Consider the following 18,521-nt stretch of genomic DNA (forward strand, 5'->3'; position numbering starts at 1 on the left):
TCTGGGATCTTGGCGCTACCATGGCAGGTAAATTTGGACGAACCTGGGGCTGTGCCGTGGTTTTTGCCATGGTCTAACCATCCGACCGGGTATCCCCTAGGCAATTTCTTGAAGGAGATGCGCTACAGAAATGGCTAGCCACTGGCCGATCATTGTCGGCATTAACCAATACCAACAGCTCCAGCCCTTGATGTACGCTCAGTTCGATGCCATTGAGCTGAGGGATTTTCTGGTGCAGGAGGCGGGACTGGCCCCTGAATCCTGCGCCCTGCTGACCGACGTATCTCCCGTGGTGTATCAGGGGGCGGCCTTTCCCAGTCGGGAGGTGTTGTGGCAGCGGCTGAGGCAAACGGTGGCAAAGGCCGGGGTGGCAGATACCCTGATCTTTTTCTTCAGCGGCTATGGGGTGAGTTGGGAAGGACAGGACTATCTGCTGCCCATTGATGCCGATCCCAGTCGCATTGTGCAAACGGGGATTTTAATCGCCGATCTCTTCAAACTCTTGACCGAGGGGGCCACGTCTCAGGTCTTGGTGATTTTGGACATGAACCGTCCTCAATCCGCCATCGCCCCGGCCCGGTTGGGGCAACAGACCCTAGAACTCGCGAAGGATTTGGAGATTCCGCTGCTGTTGTCCTGTCAGCCCCAGGAATTTTCCCAAGAGACCCTGGCCGTGCGCCACGGACTGTTTACGGAGGCGATGATTGAGGGACTGCGGTTCCATGGGTGCCTCACCCTCACCCAACTTGCGGATTACCTCGCTAACCGCGTGCCCGAACTGTGCCGCCACCACTGGCGACCGGAACAGCATCCCGTGGTCGTGATCCCAACGGCCCAGCGGTTTTTGATGTTGGTGCCCCCCACGGCAGCAGGCCAAATTGCGGGTGGCCCTAGCTTAGCCCCCCCCCTGGCAGAGGAGGCACCGTCGTCGATGTCCTCTGGTGCTGCGGTGGTGGCCCCGCCCTCGGCCATGACGCCGACCCTGGTTCCAGCCGATCTTGTCCCTGGGGATGAGGATCAGACGGGGGGCGAGGTTCTAGCATCGTCGCCGACGGTGGATGCCCCCGATGCCGCGACGGCACCGGAGTCGAAACCCCAGGCTCCAGGCTGGCCCCAATGGGCGCTGATAGCGGCGGGAGTGTTGCTGCTGGGGGTGATCCTCCGCAACCAGGCCGTGTTTTGGGGCAATCGTGCCCCTGCCCCTGACGTACCAAGCACCACTGAACCTAGTCCAGAACCTCCGCTCGACGGTGGCACCACCGTCGAGGTTCCCCCAGCGACCGATCCCGCCACACCGGAGGCCCCTAATCCCCTCTTCCCTGGCACGACGATTGATGGGCCAACGGCCCTCGGTCTGGCCCGCCAAGCCTTGGAAGGACGGCAGTTTGGTGAGGCGCTCACCTGGTTAAACCAAATTCCAGAAGGGGAGCGGCCTGAGGATTTTGATGCCATGGTGGCCCAGGCAGAAGCCGGACAAGCGAGCGCGGTGGTGACGGGGGAGGTGATTCGGGATGATGCCCGTCGGTTGATGGAGCCCGTCCCCGCTTCGCTGTTTAACGACGCCATCGAACGCGCCCGCCAAGTACCCATGGGCGACCCGCAGTATGAGCAGGCCCAAGCCGACATGGCCCGCTGGAGCCAGGTGATTTTAGACCTCGCCGGAGGACGTGCTGCCTCTGGAAACTTTGATGGGGCCATGGCCGCTGCCAGCCTTGTCCCCGCCGACCAAGCCGATACCTACGCCCAGGCCCAAGCCTCCATTCAACGGTGGCAGCAGCGCAAAACTAACCGCCAACTGCTACAGCAGGCCCAGGCCATACTCCAGCCCGACCAAGCGACCTCCTTCAAGGAGGCTATCGCCCTGGCTCAGCAAATCCCCGCTGATTACCCAGAACATGCCACCGCCCAGGAACGCATTAACCAGTGGAGTCAGGATATCTTGGTGATTGCCCGTGCCCGTGCTGCCGCTGGCGATCTCGCCGGAGCCATTGCCGCCGCCGAACGGGTGCCCCCCAATACCAGCGCCTACGACCAAGCCCAGCAGGAAATTCAAACCTGGCAAGGGCAGTAGGGGCTTGGGGCGATCCCCAGCCATAATCCTGATCCTGCCCACGCCAGCGGTTCAAGTGTCAAAAACTCCCACGTTTCCCATGCCCACCCCCATTACCCCCGGCCCCGGCCAAGAATCCGTTTGGGACTATCCCCGTCCCCCTCGCCTAGAAGCCTCTAGCCGCCATATTCGAGTGGTGTTCAATGGTGAGGTGATCGCCGATTCCCGCCGCGCCCAACGGGTGCTAGAAACCAGCCATCCCCCGGTCTACTACCTGCCACCGGAGGACGTACAGATGGCCTACTTCCAGCCCAGCCCCAAGGCCACCTTCTGCGAGTGGAAAGGGATGGCGGCCTACTACACCATCCTCGTCGGAGATCGCCGCCTAGACCCTGGAGCCTGGTACTACCCTGAACCCACGGAGCCCTTCCGTGACATCGCCCACTACATTGCGGTGTATCCCGGCAAAATGGACGCCTGCTATGTAGACGATGAGCTAGTGCAGGCCCAACCGGGGGATTTCTACGGCGGCTGGATCACCCAGGACATCGTCGGCCCCTTCAAGGGTGGTTTGGGCACCTGGGGTTGGTAGTGGTTCCGAACCTCAGGAGAACCCCTGGACGTCGGAAGCCCGTTTGCCAAACGTTCACGGGTATAAAGTCAATTGGTGTAAAGCCCATTGGCGCGACGTCCGTTTGGTATGAAGAACGTTGAAACCCTGGGCAACACAACCTCAGAAGGATCACTGAGGTTGTATGATTCAATCGATGGGGTAACGACTGAACTGAGCCCTCGGGAACATGGCTAGCCCATCAGGTTAGTAGGCTGATGTTGAACTGGAGTACCCTAACCAATAGGGTGTTCCACTAATCTGCCTAGCTTTGTATCCAGAGGGCACCTGTTGAACTGGAGTACCCTAACCAATAGGGTGTTCTCCCCTAGGTCAGCACACCGATATTCACCTATAGGCGATTCTTTATGAGAGTTTTAGTCACCGGGGGTGCGGGCTTTATCGGCTCCCATCTTATTGATCGATTGATGGCAGAAGGCCACGAGGTCATCTGCCTCGATAACTTCTATACGGGCCACAAGCGCAATATTTTGAAATGGATCGACCATCCCTATTTTGAGTGTATTCGCCACGATGTCACCGAGCCGATTCGCCTAGAGGTAGACCAGATCTACCACCTAGCCTGTCCGGCCTCTCCGGTACACTACCAGTACAACCCGGTCAAAACTATCAAAACCAATGTGATCGGCACCCTGAATATGCTGGGCTTGGCTAAACGGGTGAAGGCTCGGTTTTTGCTGGCCTCCACCTCGGAGGTCTACGGCGACCCGGAAGTCCATCCCCAGCCCGAAGAGTACCGGGGCAATGTCAACACCATCGGCATTCGCAGTTGCTACGACGAAGGGAAACGGGTGGCGGAAACCCTCTCCTTTGACTACCATCGCCAAAACAATGTCGATATTCGGGTAGCGAGAATTTTTAACACCTACGGCCCCCGAATGCTGGAGAACGATGGCCGGGTGGTGAGCAACTTTGTGGTACAGGCACTCCAGGGCATTCCCCTCACGGTCTACGGCACCGGGAGCCAAACCCGCAGTTTTTGCTACGTGTCTGACCTGGTCGATGGCCTAATTCGCCTGATGAACGGCGACTACATCGGCCCCGTGAATCTCGGAAACCCCGATGAATACACCATCCTGGAACTGGCCCAGGCGGTGCAGACCATGGTCAATCCCGATGCTGAACTGATCTACAAGCCCCTGCCCCAGGACGATCCTCAGCGCCGCAAGCCCGACATTACCAAGGCCAAAACCTTCCTCAACTGGAGCCCCACCGTGCCCCTGCAAGAGGGGCTGACCCGCACCGTGGCCGACTTCCGCCAGCGCATGGAGGCCAACGTCCTTGAGGGAATCCCCGAGTCTGTGATCTCGGCCTAGGGGCACCATCTCACCGTGGCCGATTGGGAAACGGAATTTTCCCTTCCGTTTCCCAATACATCAATTCTGGCTGGATTCATAACGGGTGGCGGCTTCAGCTTCCCCATGGTTGATGTATAAGCTCAAACGGAAAGCATTCTGCCGCCGAATCAGATAAATTTTGGGTTACGTGTCTCCGTCGTTTATTGGTAGAGGATTATTGAAAATGCGTGTATGTGTGATTGGAACGGGCTATGTGGGCTTGGTGACTGGGGTTTGTCTGGCCCATGTTGGCCATGAGGTGATCTGCATCGACGTGAACGAAGAAAAAGTGAAGCTGATGCAGTCGGGGCAGTCTCCCATTTTTGAACCGGGCCTGTCGGAACTGATGAAATCCTCGATGGAGGCGGGGCATCTCCAGTTTTCTACCGACCTCCAACAGGGGGTAGAGCATGGGGAAGTGCTGTTCATTGCCGTGGGGACTCCGGCCCTGCCCAACGGCGAAAGCGATACCCGCTATGTGGAAGCCGTGGCCAAGGGCATTGGTACCCATCTGAATGGCGGCTATAAGGTGATCGTCAACAAATCCACAGTGCCCATTGGGTCTGGCGATTGGGTGCGGATGATTGTGCTGGATGGTGTGACGGAGCGCCAGCAGGTGCCCGTGGCCGCCGGATCGGGTCAGGCCGTTCATCCCGAAGTTGTGGCGGACTTTGATGTGGTCAGTAACCCAGAGTTTCTGCGGGAAGGGTCAGCCATCTACGACACCTTCAACCCCGACCGGATTGTGCTGGGCAGCAACAGCCCCCGTGCCGTCGAGGTGATGCAGCTGCTCTATGCCCCCATCGTGTCGGGGCAATATCGCGAGGTGCCCGGTGGCGATCCGGTGCCCGTGGTCGTCACGGATCTCAGTTCGGCGGAAATGGTCAAATACGCCTCCAACTCCTTTTTGGCCACCAAGATCAGCTTCATCAACGAAATCGCCAATATCTGTGATCGGGTGGGGGCCGATGTGACCCAAGTGGCGGCGGGCATTGGGCTGGATTCTCGCATCGGCAAAAAGTTTCTCCAGGCGGGGATTGGCTGGGGCGGTTCCTGCTTCCCCAAGGACGTATCAGCCCTGATCCACACGGCTGACGACTACGGCTACGACGCCCAACTGCTGAAGGCCGCCGTGGAAGTGAACAACCGTCAGCGGCAAATCACCCTGGAAAAACTCCAGCAGGTGCTGAAAATCCTCAAGGGCAAAACCGTAGGACTGCTGGGGCTCACCTTCAAACCCGACACCGACGATATGCGGGATGCCCCGTCCCTCATTTTGATCGAGCAGCTCAATCGCCTAGGGGCCAAGGTCAAAGCCTACGATCCTATCGTGTCCCAGAGCGGCATTCGCCACGGCCTAACTGGGGTGATTGTGGAAAATGACGCCCCCCATCTCGCTGACGGCTGCGATGCCTTGGTGCTCGTCACCGATTGGGCCCAGTTCAAAGATTTGGACTACGCCACCCTCGCCCAGCGGATGCACAGCCCCATCTTGATCGATGGCCGCAACTTCCTAGATCGGGATGCCCTCATCCAGGCCGGATTCCAGTACGTCGGCATCGGTCGCTAGGTCTAGGTCGCGTAAACCGGAGATCGCATGGGTCTGCCTCTGGTATCAGCAGGTAAGGAGATTTTGCCCCTACGGCGGGTCGAGTTGGGGCAATTCGGATTTGCTCTGCCTGCCCCTTCTGGGGGCAGGTCAGCGATATTGAGATCAACCCCGCATTAACTAAACAACGCAAAGGGAAAGGGGCCGTAGGTGCCCACCAGGTCTTCGAGTTCTGGCTCGGAACTGTGGAAGGTAATCAACACGCCGCGAGACTGGCCGCTGTAGTCGTCTAAGTACCAGGCTCCTTTGAGGGTATTGAACTTGAGATAAACCGCTCCCTCCCGCGCAGGCAAATCCAGGGTTACCGTCACCCCCAAGGCGGCGAGAAATGCCTCCATCGCGGTTTTGGCTTCAGCGAGAGACCCGGCGCAAATACCCAGGGTTTGATAATCCGATAGATCGTTAAAGGTGGCCAAGTCCTGACGCACCTGTTCGTCCTCTGCCTCGCCCAGATCGGGGGGCGTGGTGAGGCAGCTAAATTGATTCAGCCGTTTCCGAATGGCGGCAATGTCGGCGGTGGTAGGGTCAGGGGAAACCATGGCACTCTCGGTAAGGGACACTGGGATCATTCGCCCAGGGGAAAAATCGGTGATCGGACAGGGGCAAAGGCCAGGTTAGCCAATTGGCGTAGACCCAACCTGGGGGGTGACCTCAACCCTGGATTTGGGCTTACTACCCTTGGGCCTGATATCCATAGCCCAGGGTTCCGATCATCAGAGGTGTAGCTTCCTATGACCTACCACGTCCGAGTGTTGGATATGCCGTCCAGTGATCGCCCCCGCGAACGGCTGCTATCCTACGGGGCCAAGAGTCTATCCACGGCGGAACTCCTCGCTATTTTACTGGGAACGGGGCAAGGCCCAGGAAAACTGTCGGCGGTGGGCCTAGGACAGCTCATTTTGCAGGAAATGGGCCAAAGCCAGCGAGATCCCCTCTCGGCCATGCGCGACATGACCGCCCACGACCTCACCCAAATTTCTGGGGTTGGCCCCGCCAAGGCCACCACTATCATAGCGGCCATCGAACTGGGGAAACGGGTGCTTCAGGCCATCCCCCCCGAAAAAACCGTGGTAGACGACCCCGCCATTGCCGCTGCCGCCCTCAGCCATGACCTGATGTGGCAAGCCCAGGAACGCTTTGCCGTAGTCCTGCTAGACATTCGCCATCGGCTATTGGGCACCAAGGTAATTACCATCGGCACCGCCACCGAAACCCTGGCCCACCCCAGGGAAATCTTCAAGGAGGTGATTCGCCACGGGGCCGTGCGCTGCATTGTGGCCCACAACCACCCCAGCGGCAACCTCGACCCCAGCCCCGAAGACCTTTCCCTCACCCGCCAACTCCTCCAAGGCGCACAAATTTTGGCCACCCCCGTGCTAGACCACCTGATCATCGGCAACGGCGACTATCGCAGCCTGCGCCAAACCACCCAACTCTGGCAGGAGACGCCCCAGGGAGTTTAGGGCTCATCGGCGGGTTTGCCTTTTCCTGGGTTGACCGATGGGTAGAGATTCGGTTTGTAACCATCTCGTTCGAGAACGTCTTTGCGGGGGTGTATTATGACAGCCGAGCCCCCTAAGGCGATTACACCACCGACCGGATTCCCTCTTATCAGCGGCATAACCAGGTCTTAGACTGGGCTCAAGCCACCCGAAAATTTTCTATGATGTCCCCCGACCAACCCTTCCTCCTGTCCCAAGCTGACCTCCGGGCGGCAGATGTCTCCTGGGCCTACAACCGCGAGGCCGGGACGCCGATATCCGAGGCGGAATTGCAGCAGTGGAAGCAACGGGTGGCCCAGTATCAGCGCCAGGTGCAGCAGACCCCATCCGTAGAACAGGGCTGTCTCTTTGGCGGGGAGTCATCCGATAGCGCCACCATCGCCGCAACCCTCGATCCCTTCACCCTGCCACCTCAGAATGCCGAATTTTGGCGCGGCCAGTTTCAGGAGGCGGGCGTTCCCGCGCTTTATTTTGTGGTGGATCACGACGTGCCGCTACTGCTCTACGTGGGGGAAACCGTGAAGTCTAACCAGCGCTGGCAGGGCGTCCACGACTGCAAACGCTACATCCTCAGCTATGTAGCCGCCCACCGCACCCATAACCTACCCGTGGCCGTCAACATTGGCTTTTGGCCCCACGCCGCCACCGACCGCAAAGCCCGTCAACGCCTAGAAAGTGACCTTATCTGCCACTGGCGATCCCCTTTCAACAAAGAAAACTGGCAGATGTGGAGCACCCCCTTTGTGGGTGGCAAGCTAGAGGGCTAGGGGGCTTTAGATCTACTGGCACCAATCGTAATCTCTACTTCATCTTCTGTTTGATGAAGGCCAGCACCTTGGCCAGTTGTCCCTTCAGTTGAGTCACTTCAGTTTGCAGTTGCTTCACCTGGGTTTGTAGAGCGGCAAATTCTCCTGGACTAACCCCTGCACCCGTGGGCGCAGCGGCGGGAGTTGTTGCTGGGGTGGCCGGGGCGGCAGGAGCGGGAGTGGGAGCCGCAGGGACAGCAGGCGCATTGCGGCGAGGCTTGCGGGCCTTTACCATGGCCGCTTTGATCGCTTCAATCAGTTCTTTTTGTTCAAAGGGCTTCTGAATAAACTCGAAGTACTCGAAGGGCTCCGACATCTTCTCGGTCACCTCTTCCTTGCGGCCCGACATCAGCACCAAGGGGATTTTCTGGAGCTCTGGGCTCGCTTGAATCTCCTGGAAGACTTCCCAGCCACTCATGCGGGGCAGTAGAAAATCGAGCATGATCAAATTGGGATGCTGAGCGCGGATGGCATCCATGCCTTCTACCCCATCCTTGGCCTCGATGACTTCAAAATTACCCTGGGGAAGCATGTCGCGTACGCGCATACGAATCACCCGACTATCATCGATGACCAAAATCTTGTGACTTGCCACAGTGGACTCCTCTTACGGTGTCGAAGCAGGTTGGAGACAACAATGCCATCCATGATAGTTCAGGTTGCTTGAAAGCTCTCGTCTTTTCAGCAAGAAATGGCCAATATTGCTCTCTTCTAGGGTTCCCCCCGGTCTTCCAGGGCTAACCGGGCTAACGATAGGCGGCGATAGTTTGCACCGCTAGGCGAAAGGGGCCAGGGGTGAAGTGGGGATTGAGGGCTTTGTCATACTCAAATTTGCTCAACATGATCTGAACGGATCGGATGTTGCTGGGATCCAGGGGCTTGGCATCGGGCTGAGACCGGGCGCGAAATACGGGCACGAGGTCGCTAAAGGGCACCTGTACGGTGATCCATTCCTGGGGCACGGTATCGAAGGACAGCCCGTAGGCCAGGGCATCCCAGCCATCCCGATCTCTGAGAAACACCTTGTAGCGCTGACCATCTCCCCGCAGGCGCAGGGTTAGCCCCTGGTAGGTACCCAGGTTGAGGGGGGGATCAAAATTACGGGTGCGCACCGAGGCAAAGCCCCCAGAATTATCAGTGGAGACATTCCCGGTAAAGCAGGCCGCGTCTTCCCCTGGCTGAAAACCGCTGTTGCTGACACCCCCCATCACCACATCATCCAACGCCCCCCACAGGGCCATGGCCTCCAGACTGGTCGAGGACCGGGGATGGCTGAAATCAAACAACACCCCATTGCTGATTTGGGGTGGACGGGGAGACCGGGAACCAGAAAACATCGCTTTTAGGTTGCTGACGACAGGGATGGACTCGAAAAAATCTAGGGTTTGCACCAAGCGGCCAAAGTCCCAGGGGGAGCGGTTGGGGGTGGGCGGTGGGGAGGAGGTCATGGGAGTCAGGGGTGAGGAGTCGGGATGTAGGGACGAGGTCTCCTCGCCCTGGGAGTCATAACGTTTTGATCCTAGCGTGGGAGAGGGGCATAGAGGGCTGGGGTCTTGCTTTCACGGCAAACCGTAGGGGCAGGGTTTCCCTGTTCCCTCAAAACTGGGAATCATCCAGAATGGCAGCTTATACTCAATCCGGCTTATTTGCCCCCGGTATCAGCGGGCGAGGAGACCCCTAGGGTTCACTAGGCTGGGAATCGGGATTATCCAACTTGGATCTGGTATTACAGCCTTGCTAGCGGCCCTAGGGTGGCTTGGGTGGCGGTGAGGTAGTCCTGGGGGGCCAACCACAGCATCAGCCCTCGTTTTCCGGCGGAAACGGCCACTTGGTCGAAGGTCAGCATCGATTCATCTACGTAGACGGGGTAGGTTTTCTTGGTACCCAGTGCCGTCACGCCGCCTCGAATGTAGCCCGTCAACGGCTGCACGTCCTTTAGAGGTACGGTGTCCACCTTGCGCTCTCCGGCGAGGCTGGCTAGGGCTTTGAGGTCAAGCTGGGCATGTCCCGGCACCACGGCAAGGCAAACCCCCTGGCGATCTCCCCGTGCCACCAGAGTTTTGAACACCTGTTCCGGTGGCAGACCCAGTTTGGCGGCGGTGCTGTCGGCTGCAAGGTCATCGGGATCCACGTCGTACTTCAAAACCTGGTAGGGCAGCTTGAGGCGGTCGAGGATGCGGGCGGCGTTGGTTTTGGCGCTGGCTTTGATCATGGGGTGAGGTGGGCTGATGGGTTGATTGCGCTGCTGGAGTTTATCCCCGGTATCAGCGGACGAGGAGGCCTCGTCCCTACGGATTGTCGGACTGGAAATCGGGTTTTTCAATTCGGACTGGGTAAAGCCCTATCGATTTGGCGATCCCGTAGGTTTTACGATGCGACGGAAGGACACCCCCGCCCCACTGGATGGGATACTTTTGTCTATCCCATTGGTCTATCCAAATCTTCACCGATAGAATAGAAAAGAATCATTCCTTAACACGAGTTTGTGCCACTGCCGCTGATCCCTGGCCGGACATACCCCGGCAGATAGGGATCGATTCCCTAAGTCCATTCCGTTCTCTCCTTACCGCGTTGCCCCTATGACCCTGACCAAAGACACCGAACTTCGCCAAAATTCCGCCATGCGTAAGGTAATTCCGTCGGATTGGCAGCGCAAGCTCCGCTACATCTACCTGCGCTTTATTCGGCTTCAGGGCAGTCCTGAACAGTTGGCGAGGGGCATGGCTAGCGGCGTTTTTTCTGGCTGCTTCCCGCTATTTGGGTTTCAGATCCTCATCGGTGTGGCGGTGGCTACGGTGCTGCGCGGTAATCGCATCATGGCGGCAGCCTCCACCTGGATTAGCAACCCCTTCACCTACCTGCCCATTTTTGCCTTCAACTACCAGGTGGGTGCTTGGATCTTGGGCAGTAGTTCCACCAAGGGGTTCACTGACCTGGATAGCCTGCGGGGCTGGGCCGACATGGGCACCGAGGTCTCGACACGGCTGATGCTGGGCAGTACGGTGGTCGGCGTGGTCGCAGGGCTACTGAGCTACTACCTGGGTCTGCCTCTGATTCGTCGGATGCGCCAACGGCGTTCTTCCCCCAGCCGCATTCGGCAGTAGGTTAAGTCAGTCAGCCCCTGCTAGCCCCTCACCCCAGCCTCTCCCAGGCAAGAGAGGGGAGCCGGAAAAGGCTTGCTTCAAAGTCCATCTCCCCACGGGAAAGGGATTTAGGGTGAGGGCAGCACCGCAACCAAGAGAAGCTTTTTCAAAACTAAATTCTGCCTAATCCACCCTAAACCTAGGGCAGAGATCATGGCTCCATGGGCGATCCCCAGCTACGGACTGGCCTGGGCAAGATCCGCTAAAATAGGCGTCTGCCAACCTGGGACGATCCGGTTCAGCGGCAGACCTGCCGAGTCGTGGCCATAGCTGGGGTTCAAGACCGATGGTTCAACTCAATAACGGCATCACGCTATTTTTCAGCTTGCTGGTGGAGGCAATGCCCTTTCTGCTGTTAGGGGTCATCTTTTCCAGTGTGCTGCTGCTGTTTGTGGACGAGCAAAAGCTGCTGACCCTGATTCCTCGCAACGCCCTGCTTGCGGCCTTGGCGGGGGGGCTGATTGGCTTTTTGTTCCCGGTGTGTGAGTGCGGCAACATCCCCGTCGCCCGTCGCCTGCTGATGAAGGGCGCACCGACGGCCTTAGCCATTGGCTTTTTGTTGGCAGCTCCCACGGTGAACCCCATCGTGTTTTGGGCGACTTGGATTGCCTTCCGCGACCAGCCAGAAATCGTCTTTTTGCGGGTGGGCTTCACGCTAATTGTGGCCATGACCATCGCCCTGATTTTCAGCACCCAGGCGGATATGCGGCCCTTTTTGCAAGATAACTTGGCCCGCATGATGGCCGACCCGGAACCGAATCCTAAAGCCAACACCAACGGTCAAGCCACCCCCGACGACGACATTTCCCCCCTACTAAAATCCGGCACCTTTTTGATGCAGGCTCCCGGTCAAGTGCTGCAACTGGATGCCCCCCCCGCCCAGGTGTTGGCCCAGATAACGGGTGCCCCCCCGCCGCTGCGCCTGCGCCTGCGCATGATGGTAGACAACATGGTGCTAGAAATGCGCGAACTGGGGGCCGTGCTGATTTTGGGCAGCGCCATTGCCGCCTTTGTGCAGGTCGCCATCCCTAGGGACGTGATCCTCAGCCTAGGGCAGGGGCCAGTCACCTCCATCGTGGCGATGATGGCCTTAGCCTGGGTGGTCTCCATCTGCTCCACGGTGGATTCCTTCTTTGCCCTATCCTTTGCCTCGGTGTTTACCAGCGGGTCGCTGCTGGCCTTCCTGGTGTTTGGCCCCATGATCGACCTCAAAAACATCAGCCTGCTGCTGACGGTCTTCAAAGGACGAGCGATTATCTACCTGTTTGTCCTTGCCGCACAAATCGTCTTTTTGCTATCCCTGGTGATGAATTTGTATGTAGGGTAAGGCTGTGTAAAAAACTCAATTCATAGGCTCTTATACAAGGTGGTTGAACCAAATCAGTGCTTTCATCTCCTAAGCTTAGATTTCTTGACTAGAGGATTGGAATGGTAAAAATCGTGAGCGTGATTAACTTGAAGGGTGGAGTAGCTAAAACAACTACCACCGTTCAACTCGCTGAATGCCTAGCATCAGAATTCGGAAAGAAAGTTTTAGTGATAGATCTTGATCCTCAAACTAACGCAACAATTTCTCTGATTGGAGAAGATAAATGGGAGGAAATAGACAGAAAAGGTCAGACGTTATTCCATCTCTTTAATGACAAACTGAAAAATACATCAATTTTTAATATTGACAAAGCTTTACAGAAGGGTGTGTCAAACCTAAGCCTCAAGTCCTTAAGTCTCTTGGCTTCTAGCATACGCTTCATTGATATTCAAGATAGAATCGCGGATATCTCAAAAGAGACAGAGCATATGATCAGCCCTATGGAGGTTCTTAAAAGCTCAATATATAGCGCAATTACTTCCTTTGATTATGTGTTAATTGACTGCCCTCCGAATCTTGGATTTATCACTAAAAATGGCATTGAAATTAGTGATTATTATCTCATACCAAGTATTCCTGACTATCTTTCTACATATGGTATTCCTCAGATCGTCAAGAATATTCATGATTTCGCAGGTAAGCGTTCCCTGAAGATCAGGTGTTTGGGTCTTCTAGTTACGAAATACGCATCAAATTCTGAATCTCATAGACGAGGAATGGAAACATTGCCTGAAAGATTCAGGAAAATCTTTCGTGAGCTTCAGATTCCGCCATCGACACTTTTTCAGACTCGCATTCCACAGGCTAACGCAACGGCAGAAGCTATGGATTTTGAAGGGTTTCCCTCAACTTTTAGAGAAAAGTACGGGAGAACGAAATCTGGAAACCGATATTTGTATGAGTACGTCATCGATCTGACAAAGGAGTTTGTTAAGCGTGCCGAATCATAGTGAGTCTCAAATGAAAGAGGTTGAAGATAAGCTCAGAGAGCTAATGGGAATAATAGGAGCTATTCTTAGCAAGGCTGAGTCTGACTCAGATTTCTCCAGTAAGCTCAATGATATTCCCCTGAATATTTTGGAGAATAATTCTACTAAGGGAGGAGTATCAGTACGAAGACCTAGATCAAGACAGAGTCAGTTTAATTCTGTAGATTATCTTGGAAAGAATGGAGAAGACAAGTTGCGAGAAGAGCTAGATAGCAAGACGAATACTGAGCTATGTCAGATTCTCAAGGCAGAGAGCAGCCATAGAAAACCCAAAGAAATAAAAAGTCTTGATCGTGATCGACTGATTAGTGAGATCATTTCTAATGCTTTACGTATTCTCAATAAAGGATCTGCATTTCTTCAAGTCAAGGAGTCAGACGACACATCATCTGATAGTGGATCTGATGTAGAAGAATAAGTCAGCTTTTCTTGTCTTGGATAATTTTTCACAACTAAAAACCTGCCTAATATTTTTTGCTCAGATCGCTTTAAAGCATTCTTCCGCAGTTTATCTTCTGCCTCCTCATTTCTATGACTTCCTCCCTTCGCTCCCGCCGCCGCCGTTCCCCAGCGTCCCAGCGTGTCCCTTTGCCCTGGCAGGCCATTATTGATGGCCTCATGCTGCTGCTGTGGGCGGCGATGCTGCTACGGTTTACCGTCACGGGCAAGCTGTATTTGCTGCTGCACCCGGATTATATGTGGCTGTCTCACCTGGCCATGGGGCTGACCTTTGGCATGGGGATGGCGCGGATGTGGCAGGTGTGGCAGATGATGCAGTCGTCGCAGCGGCAGGGTGGCCCCCGCAGCCAGGAGCACATTGCCCGGCTGCCGCGCCAAATTAGCACCGGACTGTTACTGGCGGTGGCGGTGTTTGGGCTGATCTACACCCCCCGCCCCTTCACCAGCGAAACGGCCTTTCAGCGGGGCATTACTGATGTGCTGGGTCAAACCCGGTCTCGGCCCCAGCGGTTTGTGCTGAGCGGGGCCTCGGAGGATCGCACCATTGTGGACTGGATCCGCACCCTGAACGTTTACCCCGAACCGGAAGCCTACGCCGGACAAGCGGTGAAGGTGAGCGGCTTTGTTACCCACATTCCTGGCTGGCCAGAGAATATTTTCATGATTACTCGCTTTGTGCTCACCTGCTGCGCCGCCGATGCCTACCCCGTGGGTCTGCCCGTAGAATTACCCCCCGGCACCGAGCGCCCCAAACCCGATACCTGGCTGGAGGTGACGGGATCGATGACCACCCAAACCCTCGATAACAAACGCCAACTGGTGATCGGAGAGGCCACCCTCACCGAGATTCCCGAACCTCGCACCCCCTACGAATACTAGCCATGGCCCGCCGTCGTTCCCGTCGTTCTGCCCTCGGAAAAGCCCCCCGTGCTGCCACCCTGCGTCGCCGCTATCCGCTGGATCGGTTGGCCACGACGGCGATGATGGTCTTGGCTCTGGTGCTGGGGATTTTGATCTTTTCCGGCGACCACGCCACCGCCAGGGTACGCGACTTTAGCTGGCGCAATCGACAGGTGGGCATTGAGGATCGGGCCTTTTTGATTACCTTTAGCCGACCGATGGATCCGGTGAGCGTGGAGACAAATTTGACCCTCGATCCGCCCCTAGAGGGCAAAGTGAGCTGGGCCGGACGCCGGATGGCCTACACCCTTACAGAGCCCTTGCCCTACGGCGAATCCTTTACCCTGCGATTGGAAGATGCCAAGGATCGGTTTGCAGATCCAGAGAACCCAGGCCGATTTCAACCCTTTGAGGGCGTGTTCCAGACCCGCAAACGCGCCTTTGTCTACATCGGCACCGAGGGCGACGAGGCTAACCGCCTAGTGCTGGCCAATTTGGAACAGCAGGAGCGGGTCATCCTCACGCCCAAGAACCTGTCGGTGCTGGCCTTCAAGCCCTACACCCTGGGGGACAGAATCCTATTTTCCGCCACCGATGCCGCCGCCACCGATGCCGCCGCCACCGATGGCCTGCTAGACCAGCAACTCTACACCGTTACCACGGGCGTTGTGCCCCGCCCGCCCCAGGATTTATTGGCCGAGCCGCCGCCCTTCTGGAAGCGCCTGCGGCCCAAACCCACGGAGGCTACCCCTGGGGAACTGGCCCTGGTACTCGACAATCGCGACTACCAAAACCTCAAATTCGACCTCTCCGCCGATGGCAAAACCATTGTGGTGCAACGGGTGAACCGCAACGACCCAGCAGATTTTGGCCCCTGGGTGGTGCGGGAGGGCAAGGCTCCCTATCCCCTTGACACCGATCCGGGCGGCGATTTTTTGATTGCTCCCGACAGCCAGTCCCTCGTGTTGCTTCAGGGCGAAGGCACCGCTATCCTCGACCTCAGCCCCGAAGCCAGCCGTGGCCCTCAGCAACCCCTGGACTTTTTGCCCAACTATGGCCAGGTGCTGGATATCTCCAACGATGGCTTGGCGGCGGCGATGGTGAACTTCAACCAAAACGACCCGGAAAAGCGCTTCACCGAGTCCCTCTTTTTGGTCACCAGTCAAGGCACCGAGGAGGAACTGCTGCGGGTAACCGGATCCATTCGCGATGCCCAGTTTGACCCCAGCCGCCGTTTTCTCTACGTGCTGGCCAGCGAACAGGTGGACAGCCGCCGCCAGGATACCCTCGACATCGAAGAATATGCTGAGCAACCCCTGCTGCTGCTGATTGACCTGGAGGCCAAGGCCATGACCAAGCTGGCCACCCTGCCCCAACAGCCCACCCTATCTATGAGCCTTGCCCCCGATGGCCGCGCCCTGCTGCTGGATTTGGTCAACCTGGATGCCGAAGCCGACCTAGCGGAGGATGCCGACCCTGAAGCCAACCTTACGCCAGGACTGTGGTACCTGCCCCTAGTACCCGCCACCGATCAGGGGCCTCCCCTCCTCGATACCCCAGACCAGTTTCCCTTTCAAGGTATCCAGGCCACCTGGTTACCCTAGGGAATACGCGAGGGTGGCTAGTAGGGCTTGGCTAAGTCGGCAAAGACCTCCTGCACCGCCAGATGCACCAGTCGGCCCTTCGCGACATTGAGCCCTGCCTTTAGGCCCGCATCGGTGATCAACGCTCCCATGCCTTGGTTGGCTAACTTGAGGACGTAGGGAGCGGTGGCATTGTTGAGGGCTTGGGTGGCCGTCCAGGGTACGGCACCGGGCATGTTGGGCACCCCAAAGTGAACCACCCCCGACTCCAGATAGGTGGGCTGGCTGTGGGAGGTGGGCCGCAGGGTTTCGATACAGCCCCCTTGGTCTACGGCCACGTCAATAATCACCGAACCGGGCTTCATCTGGGCTACCAGTTCCTTCGAGACCAGCACCGGAGCCTTGCGTCCCGGCACCAGCACCGCCCCAATCAGTAAATCCGCCTGGGGTACCGACGTTTCAATCTGGCGAGGACTGCTGTAGAGCAATTCCACCCGCGAGCCGAACAGGGTTTCTAGGTAGGCCAGACGATCCACATTGATGTCAATAATCTGCACCCTTGCGCCTAGGCCCAGGGCCATCTTCGCCGCCTCGGTACCCACTACGCCACCGCCCAAAATCACGACGCACCCAGCCGCTACGCCCGGAATGCCCCCCAGCAACACCCCCCGTCCGCCCTGTTGTCGTTCGAGATAACGTGCCCCAAACTGCACCGAAAGCCGCCCTGCAATCACGCTCATCGGCGTTAGCAAGGGCAGACGACCATCCCCCGTGGTCACCGTTTCGTAGGCAATGGCAGCTTGGATACCGCTGCTAATCAGGGCTTCCGTCAGGGTACGTTCTGCGGCTAGGTGCAGATAGGTAAACAAAATTAAATCGGGTCGAAAGTAGTCATACTCCGATGGTTGGGGTTCTTTGACCTTGACGACCAACTCCTGCGCCCAGGCTTCGGCGGCATCTTCCACCAGGGTGGCCCCGGCCTCTTGGTAGATTTCGTCCGTAAAGCCAGACCCGGCCCCAGCCCCCGTCTGCACCACCACCCCATGCCCCTGCTGACACAGGGTGTAAACCGTCGCTGGGGTGAGCCCCACCCGAAACTCTTGATCCTTAATTTCCTTGGGAAGTCCAATGCGCATGGGCGTGCCTTTTTTGGGTCGATGGATGGATGACTAGACAGAAATGCCTAACCCACATCAGCCAGAATAGGCCAGAATTCTACCCTCTGGGGCAAAATCCTCACCCACCGAGACCGAGTTTTTCCGATCTGCGCCCCTTGGGGGTCCCGAATTTTGGCCTCGCTCAATCAACGGCCCCAGGGTCTAGGCAAGGGCTGGGGGCGTATCGTCCGCCGCCACGGCCTCATCATCGTTAGACAGGAGGATTTCGGCTCCTTCCAAAAAGATTCCATCATCGGTCATGGCTATGCCATCAATGCTGAGGCGGTCTCCGGTTTGGGCGATGCGGGCGGCTCCCAGGGCTTCGGTTCCGGCTCCGGCGGTGTAGAGGAGGTTGCCTCCGGCCTCAAGTTGGGCGGCGATATCGGCCTTGAGGGTTTCGCGCAGGATTTGGGCTCCGGCGGCGGCAAAGGCAGCTTCCAGTTTTTCCACCCAGGTATGTTCAATCACGGCAATAATCGCCGAGGTATTGGGCTGAAGGGCAGACCCCAGATCCTTCATTTCGGCCTTGAGGGGAGCACTGCGTAACTTGCCCACCAGCGCCCCAAGGGCACCGCCTCCCGCCGCAATGGCCACCGCCGGAGGAGCCAACACCAAACCAATCAGACCACCGACGATGCCGCCCGTCATCAACCCTTTGCGGCTGCGGCGTTTCGCATCGGTAATTTTGAGCTTGCCCTCGGCATTTTTGACCACCACAGCGGCATCTAGGATGCCAATCAGCCCTTCCCGTTTCCCTTCCTTGATCTGATCCATCACCAAACTGGCCCCATCAGGGCTGTTGAAAGCCGCCACAATCACTTGAATCGGGCTATCGCTCATGGTCGTTCTCTCCACTGGTGAAACAAGTAGGGGGGTGAATGGTAGGGGACGTGCCCTGGTTGGGGTGCCCCATCATCACTGTAGGGGGCAATCCTAAGAAATCCGTAGGAGCCTGTTCGTAGGATCTGGATGGAAGCATCCCGCTG

18 protein-coding genes are annotated in these 18,521 nt (G+C 57.2%); 12 read left to right on the forward strand and 6 right to left on the reverse strand.

What is annotated here, in order from left to right; genetic code table 11:
* The first annotated feature begins 130 nt into the window (after positions 1-130).
* The 4 genes from H6G62_RS10345 to H6G62_RS10360 all read left to right on the forward strand — a co-directional run bounded on the left by H6G62_RS10345 (position 131) and on the right by H6G62_RS10360 (position 5,588).
* Positions 131-2,071, forward strand: a complete 1,941-nt coding sequence (locus H6G62_RS10345) for a caspase family protein (RefSeq protein WP_190494759.1) — start codon at positions 131-133, stop codon at positions 2,069-2,071.
* A gap of 79 nt (positions 2,072-2,150) precedes the next feature.
* On the forward strand, positions 2,151-2,642 hold the full coding sequence (locus tag H6G62_RS10350) for a DUF427 domain-containing protein (RefSeq protein ID WP_190494761.1): 492 nt from the start codon (positions 2,151-2,153) through the stop codon (positions 2,640-2,642).
* 386 nt (positions 2,643-3,028) lie between these two features.
* Complete coding sequence (locus H6G62_RS10355; protein WP_190494763.1) at positions 3,029-3,997, forward strand: UDP-glucuronic acid decarboxylase family protein; 969 nt, start codon at positions 3,029-3,031, stop codon at positions 3,995-3,997.
* Positions 3,998-4,202: 205 nt separating this feature from the next.
* Positions 4,203-5,588: a UDP-glucose/GDP-mannose dehydrogenase family protein gene (locus tag H6G62_RS10360; RefSeq protein WP_190494764.1), complete on the forward strand. Its 1,386-nt coding sequence runs from the start codon at positions 4,203-4,205 to the stop codon at positions 5,586-5,588.
* Between the two features lie 155 nt (positions 5,589-5,743).
* Here the strand turns inward: H6G62_RS10360 and H6G62_RS10365 are convergent, their stop codons facing one another.
* A complete protein-coding gene (locus H6G62_RS10365) occupies positions 5,744-6,166 on the reverse strand; it encodes a DUF1824 family protein (protein WP_190494766.1) in 423 nt (140 codons plus the stop codon).
* A 192-nt stretch (positions 6,167-6,358) separates the two neighbouring features.
* Between H6G62_RS10365 and radC the strand changes: the two genes are divergently transcribed.
* Entirely contained in the window at positions 6,359-7,090 is a 732-nt protein-coding gene (gene radC, locus H6G62_RS10370; protein WP_190494768.1) for a DNA repair protein RadC, read from the forward strand.
* A 200-nt stretch (positions 7,091-7,290) separates the two neighbouring features.
* Positions 7,291-7,896 (forward strand): GIY-YIG nuclease family protein, encoded by a 606-nt coding sequence (locus H6G62_RS10375; RefSeq protein ID WP_190494770.1) that lies wholly within the window; start codon positions 7,291-7,293, stop codon positions 7,894-7,896.
* 34 nt (positions 7,897-7,930) lie between these two features.
* Here H6G62_RS10375 and H6G62_RS10380 read toward each other — a convergent pair whose 3' ends face one another.
* From H6G62_RS10380 to ybaK, 3 genes are all read right to left on the reverse strand, one after another.
* Entirely contained in the window at positions 7,931-8,530 is a 600-nt protein-coding gene (locus H6G62_RS10380; protein WP_190494772.1) for a response regulator, read from the reverse strand.
* A gap of 151 nt (positions 8,531-8,681) precedes the next feature.
* A complete protein-coding gene (locus H6G62_RS10385; RefSeq protein ID WP_190494774.1) occupies positions 8,682-9,383 on the reverse strand; it encodes a CIA30 family protein in 702 nt (233 codons plus the stop codon).
* A gap of 278 nt (positions 9,384-9,661) precedes the next feature.
* Complete coding sequence (ybaK, locus tag H6G62_RS10390) at positions 9,662-10,258, reverse strand: Cys-tRNA(Pro) deacylase (protein WP_199324890.1); 597 nt, start codon at positions 10,256-10,258, stop codon at positions 9,662-9,664.
* 256 nt (positions 10,259-10,514) lie between these two features.
* Between ybaK and H6G62_RS10395 the strand changes: the two genes are divergently transcribed.
* The 6 genes from H6G62_RS10395 (at position 10,515) to H6G62_RS10420 (ending at position 16,399) form a co-directional block, all read left to right on the forward strand.
* The gene (locus H6G62_RS10395; RefSeq protein WP_242051922.1) at positions 10,515-11,039 is read left to right on the forward strand and encodes a DUF2062 domain-containing protein; all 525 of its coding nucleotides are present in this window, start codon (positions 10,515-10,517) and stop codon (positions 11,037-11,039) included.
* A 325-nt stretch (positions 11,040-11,364) separates the two neighbouring features.
* Positions 11,365-12,405, forward strand: coding sequence for a permease (locus H6G62_RS10400; protein WP_190494775.1), 1,041 nt, complete (start codon positions 11,365-11,367; stop codon positions 12,403-12,405).
* A 113-nt stretch (positions 12,406-12,518) separates the two neighbouring features.
* A complete protein-coding gene (locus H6G62_RS10405) occupies positions 12,519-13,397 on the forward strand; it encodes an AAA family ATPase (RefSeq protein WP_190494777.1) in 879 nt (292 codons plus the stop codon).
* Positions 13,398-13,407: 10 nt separating this feature from the next.
* Positions 13,408-13,854, forward strand: coding sequence for a hypothetical protein (locus tag H6G62_RS10410; RefSeq protein ID WP_190494779.1), 447 nt, complete (start codon positions 13,408-13,410; stop codon positions 13,852-13,854).
* A 113-nt stretch (positions 13,855-13,967) separates the two neighbouring features.
* A complete protein-coding gene (locus tag H6G62_RS10415) occupies positions 13,968-14,774 on the forward strand; it encodes a TIGR03943 family protein (RefSeq protein WP_199324891.1) in 807 nt (268 codons plus the stop codon).
* 2 nt (positions 14,775-14,776) lie between these two features.
* Entirely contained in the window at positions 14,777-16,399 is a 1,623-nt protein-coding gene (locus H6G62_RS10420; RefSeq protein WP_242051924.1) for an Ig-like domain-containing protein, read from the forward strand.
* A 17-nt stretch (positions 16,400-16,416) separates the two neighbouring features.
* Here the strand turns inward: H6G62_RS10420 and ald are convergent, their stop codons facing one another.
* Both ald and H6G62_RS10430 read right to left on the reverse strand, forming a co-directional pair.
* Entirely contained in the window at positions 16,417-17,514 is a 1,098-nt protein-coding gene (gene ald, locus H6G62_RS10425) for an alanine dehydrogenase (RefSeq protein WP_190494781.1), read from the reverse strand.
* A gap of 183 nt (positions 17,515-17,697) precedes the next feature.
* The gene (locus H6G62_RS10430; protein WP_190494783.1) at positions 17,698-18,375 is read right to left on the reverse strand and encodes a DUF1269 domain-containing protein; all 678 of its coding nucleotides are present in this window, start codon (positions 18,373-18,375) and stop codon (positions 17,698-17,700) included.
* Positions 18,376-18,521 lie beyond the last annotated feature (146 nt).

This window comes from Phormidium sp. FACHB-1136 (assembly GCF_014697375.1).
GTDB lineage: Bacteria > Cyanobacteriota > Cyanobacteriia > Phormidesmidales > Phormidesmidaceae > Nodosilinea.

Coding starts and splice junctions, on each gene's coding strand:
- H6G62_RS10345 (WP_190494759.1), top strand. CDS start 131: ATGGCTAGCCACTGGCCGATCATTGTCGGCATTAACCAATACCAACAG.
- H6G62_RS10350 (WP_190494761.1), top strand. CDS start 2,151: ATGCCCACCCCCATTACCCCCGGCCCCGGCCAAGAATCCGTTTGGGAC.
- H6G62_RS10355 (WP_190494763.1), top strand. CDS start 3,029: ATGAGAGTTTTAGTCACCGGGGGTGCGGGCTTTATCGGCTCCCATCTT.
- H6G62_RS10360 (WP_190494764.1), top strand. CDS start 4,203: ATGCGTGTATGTGTGATTGGAACGGGCTATGTGGGCTTGGTGACTGGG.
- H6G62_RS10365 (WP_190494766.1), bottom strand. CDS start 6,166: ATGGTTTCCCCTGACCCTACCACCGCCGACATTGCCGCCATTCGGAAA.
- radC (WP_190494768.1), top strand. CDS start 6,359: ATGACCTACCACGTCCGAGTGTTGGATATGCCGTCCAGTGATCGCCCC.
- H6G62_RS10375 (WP_190494770.1), top strand. CDS start 7,291: ATGATGTCCCCCGACCAACCCTTCCTCCTGTCCCAAGCTGACCTCCGG.
- H6G62_RS10385 (WP_190494774.1), bottom strand. CDS start 9,383: ATGACCTCCTCCCCACCGCCCACCCCCAACCGCTCCCCCTGGGACTTT.
- H6G62_RS10395 (WP_242051922.1), top strand. CDS start 10,515: ATGACCCTGACCAAAGACACCGAACTTCGCCAAAATTCCGCCATGCGT.
- H6G62_RS10400 (WP_190494775.1), top strand. CDS start 11,365: ATGGTTCAACTCAATAACGGCATCACGCTATTTTTCAGCTTGCTGGTG.
- H6G62_RS10410 (WP_190494779.1), top strand. CDS start 13,408: ATGAAAGAGGTTGAAGATAAGCTCAGAGAGCTAATGGGAATAATAGGA.
- H6G62_RS10415 (WP_199324891.1), top strand. CDS start 13,968: ATGACTTCCTCCCTTCGCTCCCGCCGCCGCCGTTCCCCAGCGTCCCAG.
- H6G62_RS10420 (WP_242051924.1), top strand. CDS start 14,777: ATGGCCCGCCGTCGTTCCCGTCGTTCTGCCCTCGGAAAAGCCCCCCGT.
- ald (WP_190494781.1), bottom strand. CDS start 17,514: ATGCGCATTGGACTTCCCAAGGAAATTAAGGATCAAGAGTTTCGGGTG.
- H6G62_RS10430 (WP_190494783.1), bottom strand. CDS start 18,375: ATGAGCGATAGCCCGATTCAAGTGATTGTGGCGGCTTTCAACAGCCCT.